Annotated in this window: 21 protein-coding genes; 12 read left to right on the forward strand and 9 right to left on the reverse strand. The window is 68.5% G+C overall.

Translation table 11 applies throughout. The features are described from left to right. Nucleotides 1–60 precede the first annotated feature (60 nt). Nucleotides 61–327, reverse strand: a complete 267-nt coding sequence (locus IEW34_RS13070) for a YjiS-like domain-containing protein (RefSeq protein ID WP_188609621.1) — start codon at nt 325–327, stop codon at nt 61–63. 97 nt (nt 328–424) lie between these two features. On the opposite strand from IEW34_RS13070, the gene IEW34_RS13075 reads away from it, so the two are divergent. Beyond that, nucleotides 425–1,273 (forward strand): LysR family transcriptional regulator, encoded by an 849-nt coding sequence (locus IEW34_RS13075; RefSeq protein ID WP_188609622.1) that lies wholly within the window; start codon nt 425–427, stop codon nt 1,271–1,273. A gap of 175 nt (nt 1,274–1,448) precedes the next feature. On the opposite strand, the gene IEW34_RS13080 is transcribed toward IEW34_RS13075, so the two are convergent. The 3 genes from IEW34_RS13080 to IEW34_RS13090 form a co-directional block, all read right to left on the reverse strand. Further along, entirely contained in the window at nt 1,449–2,222 is a 774-nt protein-coding gene (locus IEW34_RS13080; protein ID WP_188609623.1) for a ferredoxin--NADP reductase, read from the reverse strand. A gap of 249 nt (nt 2,223–2,471) precedes the next feature. Further along, on the reverse strand, nt 2,472–2,945 hold the full coding sequence (locus IEW34_RS13085; protein ID WP_188609624.1) for a MarR family winged helix-turn-helix transcriptional regulator: 474 nt from the start codon (nt 2,943–2,945) through the stop codon (nt 2,472–2,474). Further along, entirely contained in the window at nt 2,942–3,526 is a 585-nt protein-coding gene (locus tag IEW34_RS13090; protein WP_188609625.1) for an amino acid synthesis family protein, read from the reverse strand. The genes IEW34_RS13085 and IEW34_RS13090 overlap by 4 nt, the downstream gene beginning before the upstream one ends. Before the next feature lie 519 nt (nt 3,527–4,045). Here IEW34_RS13090 and modA point away from each other — a divergent pair. The 4 genes from modA (at nt 4,046) to IEW34_RS13110 (ending at nt 7,696) form a co-directional block, all read left to right on the forward strand. After that, entirely contained in the window at nt 4,046–4,855 is an 810-nt protein-coding gene (gene modA, locus IEW34_RS13095) for a molybdate ABC transporter substrate-binding protein (RefSeq protein WP_188609626.1), read from the forward strand. 148 nt (nt 4,856–5,003) lie between these two features. Then, complete coding sequence (modB, locus tag IEW34_RS13100) at nt 5,004–5,702, forward strand: molybdate ABC transporter permease subunit (protein WP_188609627.1); 699 nt, start codon at nt 5,004–5,006, stop codon at nt 5,700–5,702. A gap of 10 nt (nt 5,703–5,712) precedes the next feature. Beyond that, complete coding sequence (gene modC, locus IEW34_RS13105; protein WP_188609628.1) at nt 5,713–6,795, forward strand: molybdenum ABC transporter ATP-binding protein; 1,083 nt, start codon at nt 5,713–5,715, stop codon at nt 6,793–6,795. A gap of 172 nt (nt 6,796–6,967) precedes the next feature. Then, complete coding sequence (locus IEW34_RS13110; RefSeq protein WP_188609629.1) at nt 6,968–7,696, forward strand: DUF899 domain-containing protein; 729 nt, start codon at nt 6,968–6,970, stop codon at nt 7,694–7,696. 216 nt (nt 7,697–7,912) lie between these two features. On the opposite strand, the gene IEW34_RS13115 is transcribed toward IEW34_RS13110, so the two are convergent. Further along, on the reverse strand, nt 7,913–8,344 hold the full coding sequence (locus IEW34_RS13115; RefSeq protein WP_188609630.1) for a winged helix-turn-helix domain-containing protein: 432 nt from the start codon (nt 8,342–8,344) through the stop codon (nt 7,913–7,915). A 151-nt stretch (nt 8,345–8,495) separates the two neighbouring features. Between IEW34_RS13115 and IEW34_RS13120 the strand changes: the two genes are divergently transcribed. From IEW34_RS13120 to IEW34_RS13135, 4 genes are all read left to right on the forward strand, one after another. Then, on the forward strand, nt 8,496–9,281 hold the full coding sequence (locus IEW34_RS13120) for a bestrophin-like domain (protein WP_188609631.1): 786 nt from the start codon (nt 8,496–8,498) through the stop codon (nt 9,279–9,281). A 70-nt stretch (nt 9,282–9,351) separates the two neighbouring features. Next, on the forward strand, nt 9,352–10,521 hold the full coding sequence (locus IEW34_RS13125) for an acyl-CoA dehydrogenase family protein (protein ID WP_280516287.1): 1,170 nt from the start codon (nt 9,352–9,354) through the stop codon (nt 10,519–10,521). A gap of 56 nt (nt 10,522–10,577) precedes the next feature. Further along, nucleotides 10,578–11,312, forward strand: coding sequence for a PIG-L deacetylase family protein (locus IEW34_RS13130; protein ID WP_188609633.1), 735 nt, complete (start codon nt 10,578–10,580; stop codon nt 11,310–11,312). Beyond that, nucleotides 11,309–11,893 (forward strand): SAM-dependent methyltransferase, encoded by a 585-nt coding sequence (locus IEW34_RS13135; RefSeq protein WP_188609634.1) that lies wholly within the window; start codon nt 11,309–11,311, stop codon nt 11,891–11,893. The genes IEW34_RS13130 and IEW34_RS13135 overlap by 4 nt, the downstream gene beginning before the upstream one ends. Nucleotides 11,894–11,928: 35 nt before the next feature. Here IEW34_RS13135 and IEW34_RS13140 read toward each other — a convergent pair whose 3' ends face one another. Beyond that, nucleotides 11,929–13,014, reverse strand: a complete 1,086-nt coding sequence (locus IEW34_RS13140; RefSeq protein ID WP_188609635.1) for a glycosyltransferase family protein — start codon at nt 13,012–13,014, stop codon at nt 11,929–11,931. Between the two features lie 416 nt (nt 13,015–13,430). On the opposite strand from IEW34_RS13140, the gene IEW34_RS13145 reads away from it, so the two are divergent. Then, nucleotides 13,431–13,640 carry a cold-shock protein gene (locus IEW34_RS13145; RefSeq protein WP_188609636.1) on the forward strand — a complete coding sequence of 70 codons (210 nt, stop codon included), beginning with the start codon at nt 13,431–13,433 and terminating at the stop codon, nt 13,638–13,640. A gap of 393 nt (nt 13,641–14,033) precedes the next feature. After that, nucleotides 14,034–14,312, forward strand: a complete 279-nt coding sequence (gene infA, locus IEW34_RS13150; protein ID WP_188609637.1) for a translation initiation factor IF-1 — start codon at nt 14,034–14,036, stop codon at nt 14,310–14,312. 294 nt (nt 14,313–14,606) lie between these two features. Here the strand turns inward: infA and IEW34_RS13155 are convergent, their stop codons facing one another. Continuing rightward, on the reverse strand, nt 14,607–14,774 hold the full coding sequence (locus tag IEW34_RS13155; RefSeq protein WP_188609638.1) for a hypothetical protein: 168 nt from the start codon (nt 14,772–14,774) through the stop codon (nt 14,607–14,609). A gap of 307 nt (nt 14,775–15,081) precedes the next feature. Here IEW34_RS13155 and IEW34_RS13160 point away from each other — a divergent pair, with 307 nt between their 5' ends. After that, complete coding sequence (locus tag IEW34_RS13160) at nt 15,082–15,276, forward strand: hypothetical protein (protein ID WP_188609639.1); 195 nt, start codon at nt 15,082–15,084, stop codon at nt 15,274–15,276. 57 nt (nt 15,277–15,333) lie between these two features. On the opposite strand, the gene IEW34_RS13165 is transcribed toward IEW34_RS13160, so the two are convergent. Next, on the reverse strand, nt 15,334–16,068 hold the full coding sequence (locus IEW34_RS13165) for a GntR family transcriptional regulator (RefSeq protein ID WP_188609640.1): 735 nt from the start codon (nt 16,066–16,068) through the stop codon (nt 15,334–15,336). A 324-nt stretch (nt 16,069–16,392) separates the two neighbouring features. Beyond that, nucleotides 16,393–17,541, reverse strand: a complete 1,149-nt coding sequence (locus tag IEW34_RS13170; RefSeq protein WP_188609641.1) for an acyl-CoA dehydrogenase family protein — start codon at nt 17,539–17,541, stop codon at nt 16,393–16,395. Nucleotides 17,542–17,559: the final 18 nt, after the last annotated feature.

The raw sequence follows: 17,559 nt of genomic DNA on the forward strand, positions 1-17,559 counted from the left end.
ACCCGGCGTGGTTGGGAGAGCGTGCGCCGCGGCTCCGTCGCGGGCGACCTGCCAGACCCCTCAGAAGCGGCCGCAGCGGGCGAGGCGCCGGCGTTCGCGCACGAGATCGGCGAGGTAGTGGGTTGGGTCGCTGCCATAGGGCTGCGCCAGGGCGTTGGCGACATCGTCCGGACGCAGGCCGATGTCCTTCAGCTCGCCCTCGCTCAGCTGCGCCAGGACGGCCATTTCGCGGCGGGCGCGGGCCGCCCGCACGAGCCGCGCCCATGCGCCGATGGCGCGCTGCCAGCCCCGTCCGGGCCGCGCCGCGCCGAGATCAAAGACCGCCATGATCCTCCTCCGGGGTTGGAGGGATTGCTATGCGCGCGATCCATTGATCGGTCTAACGAATGTTTTTATGATCATGGATGACGAAAGGAGATCGGTCATGCTCGACACGGAACAGCTGCGCTCCTTCCTCGCCATCGTCGACACGGGCTCGTTCACGCGCGCCGGCGAACGCGTGAACAAGACGCAATCCGCGGTGTCCATGCATGTGCGGCGGCTGGAGGAGCAGCTCAACTGCGAGCTGTTCGTCAAAAACGGTCGCGGCGTCAGGCTGTCGGCCGACGGAGAGCGGTTGATCGACTACGCCCGCGAAATGCTGCGGGTCGAAGCCTCGGCGCTGTCGGCCATCGCCCAGCGCGGCCTGAGCGGTCGGGTGCGGCTCGGCATCCCCGACGACTACGCCGAACCGTTTCTGCCCGACATCCTCGCCCGCTTCGGGGCGCGCCACCCTTTGGTGGAGCTCACCGTAGTGTGCGAGGGCTCGCTCGACCTCGCCGTGCGCATCAACTCGCGCGACCTCGACTTGGCCGTCGTTACCGATTGCGGCGCCATTCCCGACGTGGACGTGGTGCGTGAGGAGGACCTGGTGTGGGTCGCCGCCGCGCACGGGGCGGTCGCGCGCCAGCGACCGCTGCCGTTGGCGCTCGGCAACCCCACCTGCAACTGGCGGCGCGACACCGAGGCGGCGCTCGCTGCCGCCGGCATCCCCTCACGCATGATCCTGGTGTCGAACAATTATTCGGCCATCGCACCGATGGTGACCGCCGGCCTCGCCGTCACCGTGCTGCCGCGCGGTGCCGTGCGGACCGGCTTGCGCATCCTCGAGGCGGCGGACGGGCTGCCGTCGCTGCCGCGCTCGCGCGTCGGCATCGTCTGGTCCAAGTCGGCCCGCAGCCAGGAGGCACGCGCCCTCGCCGCCGACATCGCCGCAACGATGGCGGCGGCTTAGAGCGTTTTTGAGCGAAGTGGACGCCGGTTCCGCGTGCAGAAAACGGGACAAATCAAATAGATAGAGCATTTCGGCGATTCGAAGAAACGCGGAAATGCTCTAGGAGACCGCCTCGTTCATCTGGAGCGCGCCTTTCGGCCGGATGGCGCCCATCCGGTCGGGAACCGCGACGGCGCTACTTCTCGACGAAGGCCTTCTCGATGACGAACTGGCCGGGCTCGCCCGTGTTGCCCTCGCTGAAGTCCTGGGCCAGCAGCATGTCCTTCAGGTCCTTCAGCATCTCCGGGCTGCCGCAGATCATGACGCGGTCCTCGGCCGCCGACAGCGGCTCCAGGCCGAGATCGCTGTAGAGCTTGCCCGATTGCATCAGGTCGGTGATGCGGCCGCGGTTGCGGAACGGCTCGCGCGTCACGGTGGGGTAGTAGAGCAGCTTCTTCTCGGCATCCTCGCTCAGGAATTCGTCGTTGCGCAACTGCTCGACCAGGGCCTCGCCGTAGGACAGCTCGGCCACCTCCCGGCAGCCGTGCACGAGCACGACCTTGTCGAAGCGGTTGTAGATCTCCGGGTCGCGGATCAGACTGGCGAACGGCGCCAGCCCGGTGCCGGTGGCCAGCAGGTAGATGTTGCGGCCGTTCTCCAGGTTGTCGAGCACCAGCGTGCCCGTCGGCTTGCGGCCGACGACGATGCTGTCGCCAACCGCGAGGTGCTGCAGCCGCGAGGTGAGAGGTCCGTTCTGGACCTTGATCGAGAAGAACTCGAGCTTGTCGTCGTAGTTGGCACTGGCCACCGAATAGGCGCGCAGCAATGGCTTGCCGTTGACCTCGATGCCGATCATCACGAACTCGCCGCTGCGGAAGCGGAAGCCGGGATCGCGAGTGGTCTGGAAGCTGAAGAGCCGGTCGGTCCAGTGCCGAACGTTGAGGACCTTCTCGGTGTTCAAATTGCTCATCTGCCGTCCAAGTCCAACGTCTGCGGCCGCCACCGGCCAAATTCCCGCAGGGCTCGATTAGCCGCATCGACCGCGCCCAGCAAGGAGCGGACCGACGCAGGCCATCGACATTCCATTTGCGCACTAACAATTGAGTCGATCTGCCGTCCTGGTCAAGCTCGCAGCTTGCACCAACTCGGCCGCTTCGCCTCACATGTTGGCCTTGCATGGGCGGAAACAAGGGCAGCCGAGGCCTCGATCGGCGCGCGCCTACGCGAGCTTGCGCAACAGCGCGGCGAGCATCCGGCGCTCGTCGGCCGTCAGCGGCACCAGGGTGGCCTCGGTGACCGCCAGGGCGTGCGGCACCGTCGCCGTCACCAACGCGCGGCCGGCTTCGGTGAGGCCGACCAGCAGGCGGCGGCCGTCGTTTCGGTCCGCCCGGCTCTCGATCAGGCCGCGCAGCCGCAGCCGGTCGATCACGCCCTTGATCGTGGCGGCATCCATGGCGGTCATGCGGCCGAGCCGGTTTTGGGACACCGGGCCGGTCTCGGCCAGCTTCGATACGGCCGCCCACTGGGTCTGCGTGAGGTCGCAGCCGATCCCTTCGGCAAAGATCGCGGCGTGACGCTGGTTGGCCTGCCGCAACAGAAAGCCCGTCTGGTCGTCGAGGCGATAGGTCGGCGCGGCGGCGGCCGCCGTCGCGCCGGCGAGCGGCGCCGCCGTGCCGAGGCCGACCCGGCTCATCGCAGCCCGTCCTCGCCCCGGATATCCGTCGCCGCGAGGCCGCCGGCCCGGGCGTGGATGCGCGGACCGGTGGTCATCACCAGCGCCAGCAGCAATTCGTCAGCGCGCGGGGCGTCGCTGACGCCGACCTCCATGGCGTCGAAATGGCTGCGCACGTAGGAGGCGTTGATGTGGGTGATCGGCACGTCGAGGCGGGCGCCGGGGGCGCCGACCTTCTTGGCGGAGGGGACGATCGCCTTGGCCTTGCCCAGCACCTCGCGCATGGCGTAGCCGCCGGGCTCGTGCCACAGCGCGCCGTGCTCCAACTCGCCGGCGGCGCCGACGATGGCGCCCTTGCCGTAGCCTTCGATCGCAGCCGGATCGTCACCGAGGGCGCCCAGCAGGTCGCGGGCCATGGACAGGCCGAGCGGCTTCAGGTCGGCCATGAAGCCTTGGATCTCTTCGACGTAGCGGCCGGCGAACGGATTGCGGATGACCGTCAGGAGGGCGGCCCGGCGCAGCGGCTCGGGGGCGACGGGGCCACCTTCGTGGAAGATCTCCTCCACGTGCAGCACGCTTTTGCGGATGATGACGTCAGGCATGGAGCGGGCTCCCGGTAAATGGCGCAACGCGCCGACTCTGCTCTAACGCGCGAGAATCGATCCCGTCCATGCCGGGCTGCTGATCATGTTCAAGCGCCGTCAGCCCGCAGCCCTCCGCGCGCGTCTCGCCCTGCGGGTGCAGCGCGACGCCGTGGATCAGGCCGACGCCCGCGAGGCCCCGGGCTTGCACCAGACCTCGCGCCAAAGGCCGCCTCGATCTCGGCGGAGCCGAGCGGAGGAACAGCGCACGTGACGGGACGATCAAGCGGCGGTCCGACCCGTTGGCCGCAATCGGACCGTCCGCCGCGAGTTGTTTGCGTACAAACAAATCTGAAGCGTCGGCCCAAGCCCTGTCAAGCGACGGGCGGCCGTCACAGGCCGACGCCGGAATTCGTGCTGTTGCTCGGTGGGCGGGCGCCGAAAACGGGCGGCGACGGAGCATGCTCGCCACCGGGACCTTGCCGCGGTCGAGCCCGCGCTATATCCAGTTATACATAGCGAAAACCGCCGGAGCCCAGCATGCGCATCCGTTCGAGAACCGCGGCCGTTGCCCTCACGCTCGTCACCGGTGCCGCGCTGGCGCCGCCTCCCGCACTGGCCGAGGACAAGCCGGTGCTCGTCTTCGCCGCCGCCTCGCTCAAGAACGCGCTGAGCGACATTGCCGCCAGATGGGAGAAGGACACGGGCAAGCGGGCGACGCTGTCGTTCGCCGCATCCGGCCCCCTGGCCAAGCAGATCGAGCAGGGCGCGCCGGCCGACATCTTCGTCAGCGCCGACCTGGAGTGGATGGACTACGTGGACCAGCGCAAGCTGCTGAAGACGGGATCCCGCGCCAACCTCTTGGGCAACAGCCTCGTGTTGGTGGCGCCGGCAGACACCAGCGCGGGCCTCAAGCTCGACAAGGGCGCCGATCTCGCCGGGCTCCTCGGGGATGGGCGCCTCGCCATCGGCGACGTGCGCTCGGTTCCCGCCGGGCGCTACGCCGAGCAGGCCCTGACGGCGCTGGGCATCTGGGAGAAGGTGAAGGACAAGCTCGCCCAGAGCGAGAGCGTGCGCTCCACGCTGGCCCTGGTCGCCCGCGGTGAGGCAAAGGCCGGCATCGTCTACGGCACCGACGCCAAGGTCGAGCCCAAGGTCAAGGTGCTCGCCACCTTCCCGGCGACCAGCCACCTGCCGATTGTCTATCCCGTCGCGCAACTCGCTGCGTCCGCCAATCCGGATGCGGGCGCCTTCCTCGCCTTCCTGCACGGGCCCGCGGCGGCGGCGATCTTCGGCACATACGGCTTTGTGCTGTGCGGCCAGATCGCCATCTGCGGCAAAGCAGCTTGACTGGGACGAGTCGTCCCGTGGGATGGGTGACCGGGTCAAGCCCGGCCATGACGCGGTTGGGATGGGACGCCTGACTGTCCAGCGTCGTGGCCGGGCTTGACCCGGCCATCCATGAACTATTGAGGCGCGACATCGGAGCGTCCGGGTGATGTATGCGCTTTCGCCTGCCGAATGGACTGCCATTCACCTCAGCCTGCGGGTCGCCGGTTGGGCGACACTCGCCAGCCTGCCGATCGCCGTGCTGCTCGCCTACCTGCTGGCCCGCGGCCGCTTTCCCGGCAAGACCCTGCTCGATGCGGTGATCCACCTGCCGCTGGTGCTGCCGCCGGTGGTCACCGGCTACCTGCTGCTCATCACCTTCGGTCGGCGAGCCCCGGTCGGCGCCTTCCTCGCAGAGCACTTCGGCATCGTCTTCTCGTTCCGCTGGACAGGGGCGGCGCTCGCCTGCGCCATCATGGGCCTGCCGCTCAGCGTGCGCGCCATCCGTCTCGCTTTCGAGGCGATCGACCGGCGTCTCGAGGATGCCGCCGGGACGCTGGGCGCCGGGCCGGTCGTCACGTTCTTCGCGGTGACGCTGCCGCTGGCGCTGCCCGGCGTCATCGTCGGCGCCATCCTCTGCTTCGCCCGGGCACTGGGCGAATTCGGCGCCACCATCACCTTCGTCTCCAATATTCCCGGCGAGACCCAGACGATCTCGGCGGCGATCTACACGGCGACCCAGGTGCCGAACGGCGACGCCGAGGCTATGCGGCTCACGGTCATCGCCATTATGATCGCCGTCGCGGCGCTGGTGGCGGCGGAGTTGGTGCAGCGCGGCGCGGCGCGGCGCGTGTCGCAGCACGCATGACACGATTGCGATGATCTCGATCGATGTGGACAAGCGCCTGGGCGCCTTCCATCTGGTGGCGAAGTTCGCCGGCGGGCCGGGGATCGTCGCGCTCTCCGGCCGCTCCGGCTCCGGCAAGTCGACGCTGGTGCGGCTCATCGCGGGGCTCGACCGGCCCGACCGGGGCCGCATCGCGCTCGGCCCAGCCCATGTCCTGGTCGATACCGAGCGGGGCATCTTCGTGCCCAAGCACCGACGCCGCATCGGGCTGGTGTTCCAGGACGCACAGCTGTTCCCCCACCTGACCGTCAGGCAGAACCTGCTGTTCGGCCGCGTCTTCGCACCGCGCGCCGCCCGTCGCGTCGGCTTCGATGCGGTGGTCGAGACACTCGGTGTCGGCCACCTGCTGGCGCGGCGCACGCCGCGCCTCTCCGGTGGCGAGCGCCAGCGCGTCGCCATCGGCCGCGCCCTGCTCGCCTGCCCGCACCTGCTGCTGATGGATGAGCCGCTGGCCTCCCTCGACGACGCCCGCAAGGCCGAGATCCTGCCGCTGATCGAGCGCCTGCGCGACGAGTTCGGCACGCCGATCGTCTATGTCAGCCATGCCATGGCCGAGGTGGCGCGGCTCGCCCAGACCGTGGTGCTGCTCGACGCCGGCCGTGTCGTCGCTGTCGGCTCCCCGCAGCAGACCCTCGGGCTCGCCGACCCCGGCGACCGCTTCGCCCAGGCGACCGTTCTCGACGTCACGCTGGGCGAAGTCGACGCGGCCTATGGGCTGACGGCATTGCATCACCCGGCAGGCACGCTCAGCCTGCCCGCCGAGCTCGCGCCGCCGGGCAAGCCGGTGCGTGTCATCATCCACGCCACCGACGTGAGCCTCGCGACGGCGCGACCCGTTCAGGTCAGCATCCGCAATGTGCTCGCCGGCCACGTGGCCGCGATCGAGCCGCAGGGGCCCGCCCTCGTCGCTGTCCGCATCGCGCTTGCCGGCGACGGCCTGCTGACGGCCTCCGCCACGCGCAAGGCCGTCGATGAGCTGGCGCTGGCGCCTGGCAAGCCGGTGTATGCGCTGATCAAGACGGTGGCGATCGACGAGCGGCCGCTGATCGGCTGAGGGAAGACGCATCTGGGGCGATGGTCGAGGCAGCCGGGGGAGCGTAGGCTGCGCGCCCCCGGGGCTGGCCCGACCTGGCGTCCGCTGATGAGCGGCCGGGAGGCGGCGACGTGTCGGGAGCGGCGCTGGTCGCACGTCCTATGGGTCCGCTAACCCCGCATGGAGTTGACCGATGCAGAACCATACCATCGTCTCACGGGAAGAATGGACCGAGGCCCGCCGCGCCCTGCTGCTGCGAGAGAAGGAGGAGACACGGCTGCGCGATGCCGTGAACGCCGAGCGGCTGGCGCTGCCCTGGGTGAGGCTGGAGAAGGCCTATCGGTTCGATACGCCGGCCGGTCCCAAGACGCTGGCCGATCTCTTCGATGGCCGCAGCCAGCTGATCGTCTACCATTTCATGCTCGGACCGGAGTGGGAGGCGGGCTGTCCGGGCTGCTCCTTCCTCACCGACCATCTCGACGGCGCCTTGCCCCATCTCAATCATCACGATGTGACGCTCGTGGCGGCGTCGCGGGCGCCCCTCGCCAGGATCGAGGCCTACAAGCGTCGCATGGGCTGGCAGGTTCCGTGGGTGTCGTCGAACGGCAGCGACTTCAACTTCGACTTCCATGTGTCGTTCACGGAAGACGAGCTGAAGAGCGATGCCGTCGATTACAATTTTACCCGCATCCCGGCGGACGGCTGCCCTGATGAACTGCCCGGCCTCAGCGCCTTTTACAAGGACGAAACCGGCGAGGTGTTTCACACCTATTCCAGCTATGCGCGCGGCCCCGAACAGTTGATCGGCACGTTGATGATCCTCGATCGGGCTCCCAAAGGGCGCAACGAGGGTTCGACCATGAACTTCGTGCGCCGCCATGACGAATATGAGGACGAGCCGGCACCGCGCGGCGCGGGGTGACCCGTGACTGGCGCTGCATAAAGCATGATCCCAAACAGGGGACGCCGGCTTTTGAAGAAGATCATGCTCAACACAAAGATTAGAGCGGGATGATTCAGAGCAAATCATCCCGTTCTAGCGCGTTTTCGAGCGAAGTGGACGCCGGTTTGCGTGAAGAAAACGCGATAAATCAAACAGATTGAGCGCTTCGGCGATTCGAACACACGCGGAAATGCTCTAGTCGTGCGCGTCCTCGGCGGCGCTCGCCATCACGCGCGCCGTAAAGGCCTTCAGGTCGGCGTCGGCCTGTCGCATCGTCTTGGCTTCCAGCGACCGATAGGCCGCCACGAGGTCCTCCCCGAGCGGGGTGAGCCGCGCGCCGCCACCCGAGCGGCCACCGACGATGGCCTCGACCAGCGGACGATCGAACAGGTGATTGACCGCGTCGATCAGCAGCCAGGCGCGCCGGTACGACATGCCGAGCGATCGCCCCGCGGCCGAAATCGAGCCGGTGCGGCCCACCGCTTCCATGAGCGCGATCTTGCCCGGGCCGATGCGCGCCTGCGGCGCGGCCCCGGCAAAGTCGATGCGCAAGTGCAGGCCGAACGGACGCTGCGGGCGGGAGGGCGGCGGCGCCGGAGTGGGCGAGAGGGGAAGGCGGTCGGACATGGGGCACCCGTCGTCCCTGACCAGTTAGAGCCGTGCGCGCCGATTGCATAGAGGGGCGGGCCGCCCGACCGTCGCTCAAGGCTCGGGTTGACCGGGCCATAGATCTCCCCGACAAACCGGCATCAGCGGGCGAGGGGGCGGAGCACGCCGCATGGTGGACCTGGCGTTTGTGATCGGGCTCTTCGTCTTCGCCGCAGTGTTCGGGGGCGCCATGCTCGCCATCATCTATGGCAAGCGCCTGCGTCCGCACCATCGCTCCGCCGATACGCGGGACGTGGTGAAACTCGCCGTCGGCATGGTGGCGGCCATGACGTCTCTCATGCTGGGACTGCTGGTCTCGTCGGTGAAGGGCTCGTTCGACGAGACCAACCAGAATATCCGCCAGTTCTCGACCTACATCGTCATGCTCGACAGCGCCTTCCGCCGCTTCGGTCCCGAGGCCGACGCCGCTCGCGGCGAGCTCATCGCCTATACCCGGCAATCCCTGGACGACACTTGGCCCGACGATCCCGCCCGGATCCGGATCGACGACCCCAGGTCCTACGCATTGTTGGGGCAGGTCGCCCGCGACATCCGCGCAATGGCCCCCATGGACGAGCGGCAGCAGTCCATTAAGAGCTCGGCGATCGACCTCTATCGCCACCTCGTCGAGATGCGCTGGCGGGTCGTCGTCGGCAACAGCAGCACGGCGACGCCGATCGTGATCGTCGTGCTGACCATCTGGATCACCCTGACCTTCGCCAGTTTCGGCCTGTTCTCGCCCCGCAACGGCCTCACCGTGGCGACGATGTTCGTGTGCTCCCTGTCGGTGGCCGGCGCCATGGCGCTGATCCTCGATATGGGCGAGCCATTCGGGGGCATCTGCTCGATCTCGCCGGAACCGGTGAAGAACGCTCTGGCACATCAGCTTGCTCCGCTCGCCCGGCCGCCGACGTAGAGAACCTTCGCCCGACGATCAGCGAGGCCGCGGCCGGGAACAAAGGTTGGCAGCGCCGCTTTCGCATTCCATGCTGCGCGCTGCCACCGCTTCCCCATCGCAGGTTACCGATCTCCGTCGCCTCATCGACGAAGCGCGCGGTTTCGCATTGCGCTCGCGCGAGCGAGCCGTGGCGCTCGACACGGACGATGCGTTCCCCGCAGAGGATATGGCCGAGCTGGCAGGCCTCGGCCTGCTGCAGGCGCCGCTGCCCGCCGCCTGCGGCGGTGTGGGGCTTGCCACCACCGCTGCGGCAGGGCGGGAGGGGGCCGTCGTCCTGGCGCTGATCGGCTGGGGCAACCTCGCCGTGGGCCGCCTGTTCGAAGGCCATGTCAACGCCATACAGCTCGTCGCCACCTACGGGACACCCGGCCAACTGGGACGGTTCGCCGACGAGGCCGCCCGTGGCCGGCTGTTCGGGGTGTGGAACACCCAGTCGCCCGAGAGCGGGGTGCGGCTGCTGGCGCGCGGCAATCGCATCGTCCTCGACGGCGCCAAGACCTTTGCCTCGGGCGCCGGCTACGTGGCGCGGCCGCTCATCACCGCCGCGACCTCCGCGGGGGAGATCCTGATGGTGATGCCGCAGCTCGATGGTAATCCCGCGCGGGCCGACGTTGGCACCTGGCGCGCCCATGGCATGCGCGCCTCCGCTACCGGCCGCTACGATTTCACCGGACTTGCCGTGGAGGGCGGCGACATCATCGGGGCCAAGGGCGACTACCACCGCGAGCCGGCTTTCTCGGGAGGCGCCTGGCGCTTCCTCGCGGTCCAGCTCGGCGGCATGGACCGGCTGCTCGACGAGTTGCGGCACCACCTGTGCGCCGCCGGCCGCGGCGACGACGCATATCAGTTGGCGCGCACCGGCCAGGCGGCCGTCGCGGTCGAGACGGCGCGGCTGTGGGTCGAACGGGCCGCCGACATGGCGCTTCGGCCGGGTGCGGCCGGGAACGCGGATGAGGTCGTCGCCTATACCGGCCTGGCGCGTACGGCCGTGGAGCGCGCAGGGCTCGACGTCATGGAGGGCGTGGCGCGCTCCATCGGCCTGTCCGGCTTCCTGCGGACGCACCCGGTCGAGCGGGTTGCCCGAGACCTTGCCACCTACCTGAGACAGCCGGCGCCCGATCGCGCTCTGGCCGTCGCCGCGGCCCACGTCCTTGCTAATTCCGCGCCGAGTTGCGATCTCTGGCGGACGCTCGTGTGAGCGGACCAGATGTCGTTTCCAAGCAGGCTATTTAGCCTTGCGAGAGGAGGGCGGCGTTGAAGCTGGGAACATTCCTGCGTCAGGTGACCGAGCTGCCGGTGCGGGGGCTTGATGCCTTCGGATCCGGCGGGCTCGTGGTCGTGGCGCCTCACCCCGACGACGAGAGCATCGGCTGCGGCGGCACGCTCGCGCGATGCACCGCCGAGGGGCGCCCCGTCGCCATCATCGTCGTCAGTGACGGATCCGCTTCGCACCCGGCCTCGCGCAGCCATCCCCGCACCCGGTTGCGGCGATTGCGTGAGACCGAGACGCTGGCTGCCGTGGAGCAGCTGGGAGTGCCGCCGCGCGCCGTCCATTTCCTCGCCCTGCCAGACCAGTTCGTGCCGAGCGCCGGGCCCGAGGCCAGCCGCGCGGGGCGCGCCGTCGCCGACATCGCCGACGGTATCGGTGCCTCCGCCATTTGCGCCGCCTGGCATCACGATCCCCATCGCGACCACCAGGCCTCCTTTGCCATCGTCGAGCTCGCCATGCGTATGCGGCCAGGACGGCTGCTCGCCTACCCGGTCTGGGGCTGGACGCTGCCCAGGTCCACAGAGCTGGACAAGGGGCCGCTGGCCGGCTTCCGCATCGATATCGGGCCCTACCAGGCGGCGAAGCATGCCGCCATCGCAGCCCATCACTCGCAGCACGGGCGAATCATTGTCGATGACCCCGACGCGTTCCGCCTCGAGGCGGATCTGCTCGTCCATGTCGAACGGCCGCACGAGGTGTTTCTGGAGATCAGCGCATGAGGCCAGCGGCCAGCCTGGGCGCGGCCTATTTCCGCGCGCTGTACGGCACCGATCCCGACCCCTGGTCGTTCGCCACCAGCGACTACGAGCGGGACAAATACGCTGCGACCCTCGCCGCCCTGCCGCACCCGCGCTACCGCAACGCTTTCGAGGTCGGCTGCTCGATCGGCGTGCTGACAGCGGGTCTGGCCAGGCGCTGCGACCGCCTGCTGGCGGTCGACATCGCCGAGGAGCCCCTCGTCGCGGCACGGCAGCGATGCGCGGACCTGCAGCACGTCCGCTTCGCTCGTCGCGCGGTGCCCGGGCAGTGGCCCAACGAGACCTTCGACCTGATCGTGCTGTCCGAGGTGGTCTACTATCTCGCCGCCGCCGATGTCGAACACCTGTGCGCGCGTCTGGTCGACGGCCTGGAGCACGGCGGTCATCTGCTGCTGGTGCACTGGCTGGGCAAGACCGATTATCCGCTCTCAGGCGATGCGGCCGCGGAGTTGGTCATGGCTCGCATGGCGCCGGTGGCAGAGGTGCTGCTGCAACGGCGGACCGACGCCTACAGATTGGACATGGTTGCCCGGGTGCGCTGACGGAGCGCCGGCAAGCAGGGGCCGGATTAGGCGGGTCAGGCTCCGCCCCAGCCGATCGCCGGTCGCAAGCGGCGCAGTCCGGCAAGCGCGATCTCGGCATGGGCGATGGCGACCGGCAATTCGGCCGGCGCGAGCGGTCGATAGGCCAGCGCAGGGCTCGCGACCTCGGCCATGGTCCAGGCCGCTTCGAAGTGGGGAAGGCGTGCCGCGGCAGCGGCGCCGGCCGGCGCCATGCCCAGTTCGCGCAGCGCCGCGACCAGGCTCACGGCCCGCTTGGCATCGTGCAGTCTCCGCAGCCGGTTGCGCGTCCGGTAGCGGCCAAGGGCCGAGGCGACCGGCTCAAGCCTGGGGTCGCAGGGACTGTCCGGCCGTTCCCGCCGCAGGCGCAGGGTATCGGCCACGCCGCCGCTGGCGCGCCCGGCGAGCCGGCCGGAGGTGGTGACGACGATCGACGGCTCGTGCCGGACCGCGAAGCCGTGCGCCACGAGCGCAGTGACGAGAGCACGGTCTTCGCCGGCCGGCAGCATGGGAATGCCGCCGATCGCCGCGTAGGCGGCGCGCCTCACGGCGATCGTGGCGCCCGATGCGGTCCAATGGTTCGGCCAGGGATCATGAGGCAAGGGATCGAGCCGCGCCGCAGCCTCCATGAGCAGGGCTTGGTAGCTTTGTTCCAGGCCCCCGCGCCGCCTCAGCTGCTCCCCCAGGCCGGCCTCGTCGGGTGCAGCGAGCGCGACGAGCCCGGCCACGGCGTCGACGCCCCCGGCCAGGATGGCCAGATTGGCGTCGATCCACGTGGCGGGCACGCGGCTGTCGGCGTCTGTCGTCAGGATCGCGCCGCTCCCCTGGCCCGCCGCGGTGAGCCAGGCGCCCGCCAGATCCATGGCCGCTCGCCGGGCCGCTCCGGCATGCGCCATCGCCGGCGGCAGCCGGACATCGACGATGCGGACGGGGCGCGAGGCGGCGCGTGCATAACGCGCGGCCACCGACGCGCTCGCGTCGCCGCAGTTGTTCAGCAGCAGCAGGATGCCGAAGGAGCCGGGCGGCAGGGGCCGGCCATGCGCGTCGCGCTGGGCGAACAATGCGTCGAGACAGGCCGGCAGCAGCTCAGCTTCGTTGCGCACGGGAATCGCCACGATGGCTGCAGACTCGGCGAGGGGAGAGGCGGCGGATAGCAGTCGATCGGCACGTGTCCGTTCGCAGCTCACGGGGGTAACTCCAAGTGTGCCGCGGCAGGTTGGCGGTGGTGATCGGCATGGTGGCGCAAGGGCTCTAACGCGCGCGCACAACCCTGGTTCCGGCTCCGCTGCAGCCGCGTGCAGCCGCGGCGGCACGCGGCTGCGGCTGTAGGCCGGTGTCCGCGCCTTGCATTGGACGCATTTCGGAAGTATCTGACAGCGATCGACATTTGGCCGGACGACTGGGCCGAGTAGCCTCGAGAGGCGCGCGTTCCTTCTATCCCCAAACATCGAGATATGCGGCTTCAGGCGCCCGTTCGGCGTCCTCGGTCGTACGCGTAAACCGTCAGAAAGGACATTCCATGGAGACGGGAACCGTCAAGTGGTTCAATGATCAAAAGGGCTACGGCTTCATTCAGCCGGATGCCGGTGGGAAGGACGTGTTCGTGCACGTGACCGCAGTCGAGCGTTCGGGCTTGCGCGGTCTGGTCGAGGGGCAGAAGATTTCGTACGAGATCGAGACGGACCGACGCACGGGCAAGCAGGCCGCCGCCAACCTCAAGGCAGCGTGAGCCTCACCAAATCCGGTTCTCCGACGCGCGGCCTCATCCAAGGCCGCGCGATTCATTTGTGATCTGCCGCGATCGATGGTGCTCCGATTTTCCGAAGCCGGGAGCACCTCTCCCGGCGGGGAAACGACGAAATCGGGGGGCTTCACGCCCGGCTCTGTTCCCTTGATCCCAGCCTTGCCGCCCCATATCTCAGTGGCCGCAGGTCTGGGTTTAAGATCGTCCCGAAACGTGCTCTAAGCGGCGGTTCGTGGGCGTCCCCGTCAGGGAGGCAGCCCGACAGATGCCGCCTGCCGCAATGACCCGTCGAGACGAGCGACTTGACGCGATTGGCTTGGGCAAGCGCATCGCTACCCGGAGCGGCTCTCTGCGTGCCCTCCCACTTGCGAGTTTGGCATGGCGAAAGAAGAGTTGATCGAATTCGAAGGCCTTGTGACCGAAATCCTGCCGGACGCCCGCTTCCGCGTTCAGCTGGAGAGCGGGCACGAGGTGGTCGCCTATACGGCGGGGCGCATGAAGCGCAACCGCATCAAGACCCTGGCCGGCGACCGGGTCACCGTGGAGATGTCGCCTTACGACCTTGAAAAGGCGCGCCTCGTCTATCGCCACAAGGATGAGCGCTCGTCGGGGCCCGGTCGTCCGCCGCCGCGGGGCGGCCAGTTCCGGCGGCGCTGACGGCGAAGGCCGAGGTCGCGCTGGCGCGCTCCCGCGGCCAGAACCCGCTGCAAACGGGCGCTTTTACGCCCGACTAACCATTCCGGGTCACCCGATACGAAGCCGGGCAGCCTGCATCGCTGCCGGATCTCGCGAAGGGACCCGACGATGGATCAGGCTCTGACATAGCAGACCCGCGTGCGCGAACGCTGGCGCGCCGCTGGAGTCGGGGGCCGGATGTCGGGCGGCGGCCGCTCGTCGTGGCCGCCATGGCCGCGGGGGCCGTGTCGACCGATGCCACGACTGATCTGCGGGTTAGAATTCGACGCCGGCCCGGTCCAGCGGCTCGATCATCGCCGTCGACACGTCCGTCACGGCAGCGCTGACCGGCGACCTGGAGCAGACGTCCGGCTGGCGCGTGCGCGGCCAGGGGCAGATCGACACCTTCGAGCACACCACCAACGGCGAGAAGATCACCCGCAATCAGCCGGGCACCTCGGGCGTCATCGGATATGAGTGGACCGAGCCGGACATCCACCCCGCCGCCTGCATCGGCTCAACTACCAGTACATCAAGCTGAACCCGAACGACCCAGGCAACGACAGGAGTGGACACGGTTTCGGCGTCCGCGTGATCGGCGAGCTATACGCCAATCCGACCGACGATACGCTCTACGGCCTACGTTACGTATTCGTCTTTGCGCAATGTGCGTTATACGCGCCTCAGATCGACTGCGCCACGGCTCCTCTTCATCTTCATCCCGATACTCTTACTCTACAGCGTCTTCGCCGTGCGCATCTTCGTGGCGACGGTGGACAAATCGATTTCCTTTACCCCTATCTATGAGATCGCCAGCCTGATGCTGCAGAGCCACCTGCGTGGCCAGATGCGCTGGCGCTGCGTGTCGGAGATCTACGAGCTGCAAAGCGCCGGGCGTCAACGCCGCCATGATCATCGTTGGCCTGAGGAACGGGCTCAAACCTGATCATCGCCGGTGCAGCGCCCCCGGCGTCGCCGCCGAGCAACGCCCCGCGCCGGCCGGTCAGGGGCCGGCACCGTTGGTCATCGGAGAGCGCTCGGGCGTCGGTGCGTCGTGGCGGCGCGCCTCCTCGGCGAGATAGCTGACGATGCGGTTGACGCTGTAGCTGATGTCGACGGCGAGGGCTTCGCGAGCCGCCGGGCCGTCATGCGCCCGCACGGCGGCGATGATCTTGAGGTGCGCGTGCTTGGCGCGGGGCGCGCGGGGCGGGTAGTCCCGAAAGGCGTTCATGGTCGGCCCGCACTGCAGCCACAGGTTCTCGATCACGCGCAGCAGCACTGGCATGTGGGCCATGCTGCACAAGGCCTGATGGAAGCGCTCGTTCTCGGCCATCATGTCGCCTGCGCGGCCCTCGTCGTTGGCGACGCAGAGACGCTCGTGGATGGCCTCGAGCTGATCGATCTCGCCGTCGGTGGACCGCAACGCCGCGCGCTCCGCCCCCTCGCCCTCGAGCAGGATGCGGATGTCGCTGATCTCCCGGTAGCGCTCCGCGTCCATGACGGGCACGCGGACGGAGCGGCGATCGATCTGGAACAACGCCTGTTCGGACACGAGCCGCCCCAGCGCCTCGCGGATGGGCGTGGCGCTGATGCCGAGCTCCTCGCTGACGTCCTTGAGCTTGATCTTCTCGCCCGGCTTGTACCGGCCGGCCATCAGCTGCCGGCGAAAGTACCAGTAGGCCTGAAGAGCAAGGCTCTCGGTACGTACACCTCCCAATTGGCTCCGTTCGATATCCATGTCTCGCACACGGTTTGAGCTTTTTTGTTTTTTATAAAGATTGCGGTGAGGCTCGGCAAATTGGCCAAAGGACCAAGACGGCGGGTGGCGCGAGGCCCTCGCGATCCGGCTCGCCCGGCGCTCGCGGCGCGCCCGTCAAGTGACGGGTCGGCCGACATGGGTGGCGGGGCGACCGACTGATATCACAAGAAGAAGAGCAGATTTCCCATCCCGTCGGCACCCGCCGGCGGGCGGCCGCGCTCGCGCGCACCGGCACACCCGGGGCGCCCGTCGATCACGGCCGAGACGGGCCGTGATGCCGCGGGCGCGGTCGCAGACCGCGACTCACAGCGAGCGGGAGATCAGCACCTTCATGATCTCGTTGGTGCCGCCGTAGATCTTCTGGACGCGGGCGTCGACGAACATGCGGCCAATGGGGTATTCCTGCATGAAGCCGTAGCCGCCATGCAGCTGGAGGCACTCGTCCACCGTCTCGTTCTGTTTCTGAGTGGTCCACCATTTGGCCATGGAGGCCGTGACGGCGTCGAGGTCGCCGGCGATCAGCCGCTCGACGCAATGGTCGATGAAGACACGGGCGATGACCGCCTCGGTCTTGCGCTCGGCCAGCTTGAAGGCCGAGTTCTGGAAGGCGATCAGCGGCTGCCCGAAGGCCTTGCGATCCTTGGTGTAGTCGACGGTGATGTCGACGGCGTGCTCGATCGCCGCCACGGCCTGCAACGACAGGGCCAGGCGCTCCTGCGGCAGTTGCTGCATGAGCTGGTAGAAGCCCTGGCCTTCCTGGTCGCCGAGGAGGTTCTCGGCCGGCACCACCGCGTTGTCGAAGAACAGCTCGGAGGTGTCGGAGGCGTTGAGGCCGATCTTGTCCAGGTTGCGGCCGCGCCGAAAGCCGTCGTTGCCCTCCGCTTCCAGCACCAGGAGCGACATGCCCTTGGCGCCCAGGTTGGGATCGGTCTTGGCCACGACGACGATCAGATCGGCGTTCTGGCCGTTGGTGATGAAGGTCTTGGAACCGTTGATGACGTAGGACGAGCCGTCCTTGCGCGCCGTGGTGCGGACGTTCTGGAGATCCGAGCCGGTGCCCGGCTCGGTCATGGCGACGGCGCCGATGAACTCGCCCGTCGCCATCTTCGGCAGCCAGCGCTGGCGCTGCTCCTCCGAGCCGTAGGCAAGGATGTAGTGGGCGACGATGGCGCTGTGCACGGAGACGCTGGTGCTCATCTCCGGCAGATGGACCTCGAGCTCCTCCAGCACCGCCGCTTCGAAGGCGAAGGTACCGCCCATGCCGCCATACTGTTCTGGGACGCTGCTCAGCAGGGCGCCCATTTCGCCGAGGCCGCGCCAGGCCCGGCGGTCGACCAGCTTGGCCTCGCGCCAGCGCGCCGCGTGGGGCGCAAGCTCGGCCTGCAGGTAGCGGCGAAATTGCGTGCGGAAGCTGTCCAGTTCCTCCGTCATCCAGCTTGAGCGATAAGCCATTGGCCGCCTCCGTCGTTA

It is taken from the genome of Chelatococcus reniformis, assembly GCF_014640075.1.
Taxonomy (GTDB): domain Bacteria; phylum Pseudomonadota; class Alphaproteobacteria; order Rhizobiales; family Beijerinckiaceae; genus Camelimonas; species Camelimonas reniformis.

Bases quoted from the DNA above. Each gene is read 5' to 3' on its own strand.
- IEW34_RS13110 (WP_188609629.1), top strand. From the start codon at position 6,968: ATGCAGAACCATACCATCGTCTCACGGGAAGAATGGACCGAGGCCCGC.
- infA (WP_188609637.1), top strand. From the start codon at position 14,034: ATGGCGAAAGAAGAGTTGATCGAATTCGAAGGCCTTGTGACCGAAATC.
- IEW34_RS13125 (WP_280516287.1), top strand. From the start codon at position 9,352: ATGCTGCGCGCTGCCACCGCTTCCCCATCGCAGGTTACCGATCTCCGT.
- IEW34_RS13070 (WP_188609621.1), bottom strand. From the start codon at position 327: ATGGCGGTCTTTGATCTCGGCGCGGCGCGGCCCGGACGGGGCTGGCAG.
- IEW34_RS13085 (WP_188609624.1), bottom strand. From the start codon at position 2,945: ATGAGCCGGGTCGGCCTCGGCACGGCGGCGCCGCTCGCCGGCGCGACG.
- IEW34_RS13135 (WP_188609634.1), top strand. From the start codon at position 11,309: ATGAGGCCAGCGGCCAGCCTGGGCGCGGCCTATTTCCGCGCGCTGTAC.
- modA (WP_188609626.1), top strand. From the start codon at position 4,046: ATGCGCATCCGTTCGAGAACCGCGGCCGTTGCCCTCACGCTCGTCACC.
- IEW34_RS13115 (WP_188609630.1), bottom strand. From the start codon at position 8,344: ATGTCCGACCGCCTTCCCCTCTCGCCCACTCCGGCGCCGCCGCCCTCC.
- IEW34_RS13170 (WP_188609641.1), bottom strand. From the start codon at position 17,541: ATGGCTTATCGCTCAAGCTGGATGACGGAGGAACTGGACAGCTTCCGC.
- modB (WP_188609627.1), top strand. From the start codon at position 5,004: ATGTATGCGCTTTCGCCTGCCGAATGGACTGCCATTCACCTCAGCCTG.
- modC (WP_188609628.1), top strand. From the start codon at position 5,713: ATGATCTCGATCGATGTGGACAAGCGCCTGGGCGCCTTCCATCTGGTG.
- IEW34_RS13165 (WP_188609640.1), bottom strand. From the start codon at position 16,068: ATGGATATCGAACGGAGCCAATTGGGAGGTGTACGTACCGAGAGCCTT.
- IEW34_RS13080 (WP_188609623.1), bottom strand. From the start codon at position 2,222: ATGAGCAATTTGAACACCGAGAAGGTCCTCAACGTTCGGCACTGGACC.
- IEW34_RS13075 (WP_188609622.1), top strand. From the start codon at position 425: ATGCTCGACACGGAACAGCTGCGCTCCTTCCTCGCCATCGTCGACACG.
- IEW34_RS13120 (WP_188609631.1), top strand. From the start codon at position 8,496: ATGGTGGACCTGGCGTTTGTGATCGGGCTCTTCGTCTTCGCCGCAGTG.
- IEW34_RS13090 (WP_188609625.1), bottom strand. From the start codon at position 3,526: ATGCCTGACGTCATCATCCGCAAAAGCGTGCTGCACGTGGAGGAGATC.
- IEW34_RS13145 (WP_188609636.1), top strand. From the start codon at position 13,431: ATGGAGACGGGAACCGTCAAGTGGTTCAATGATCAAAAGGGCTACGGC.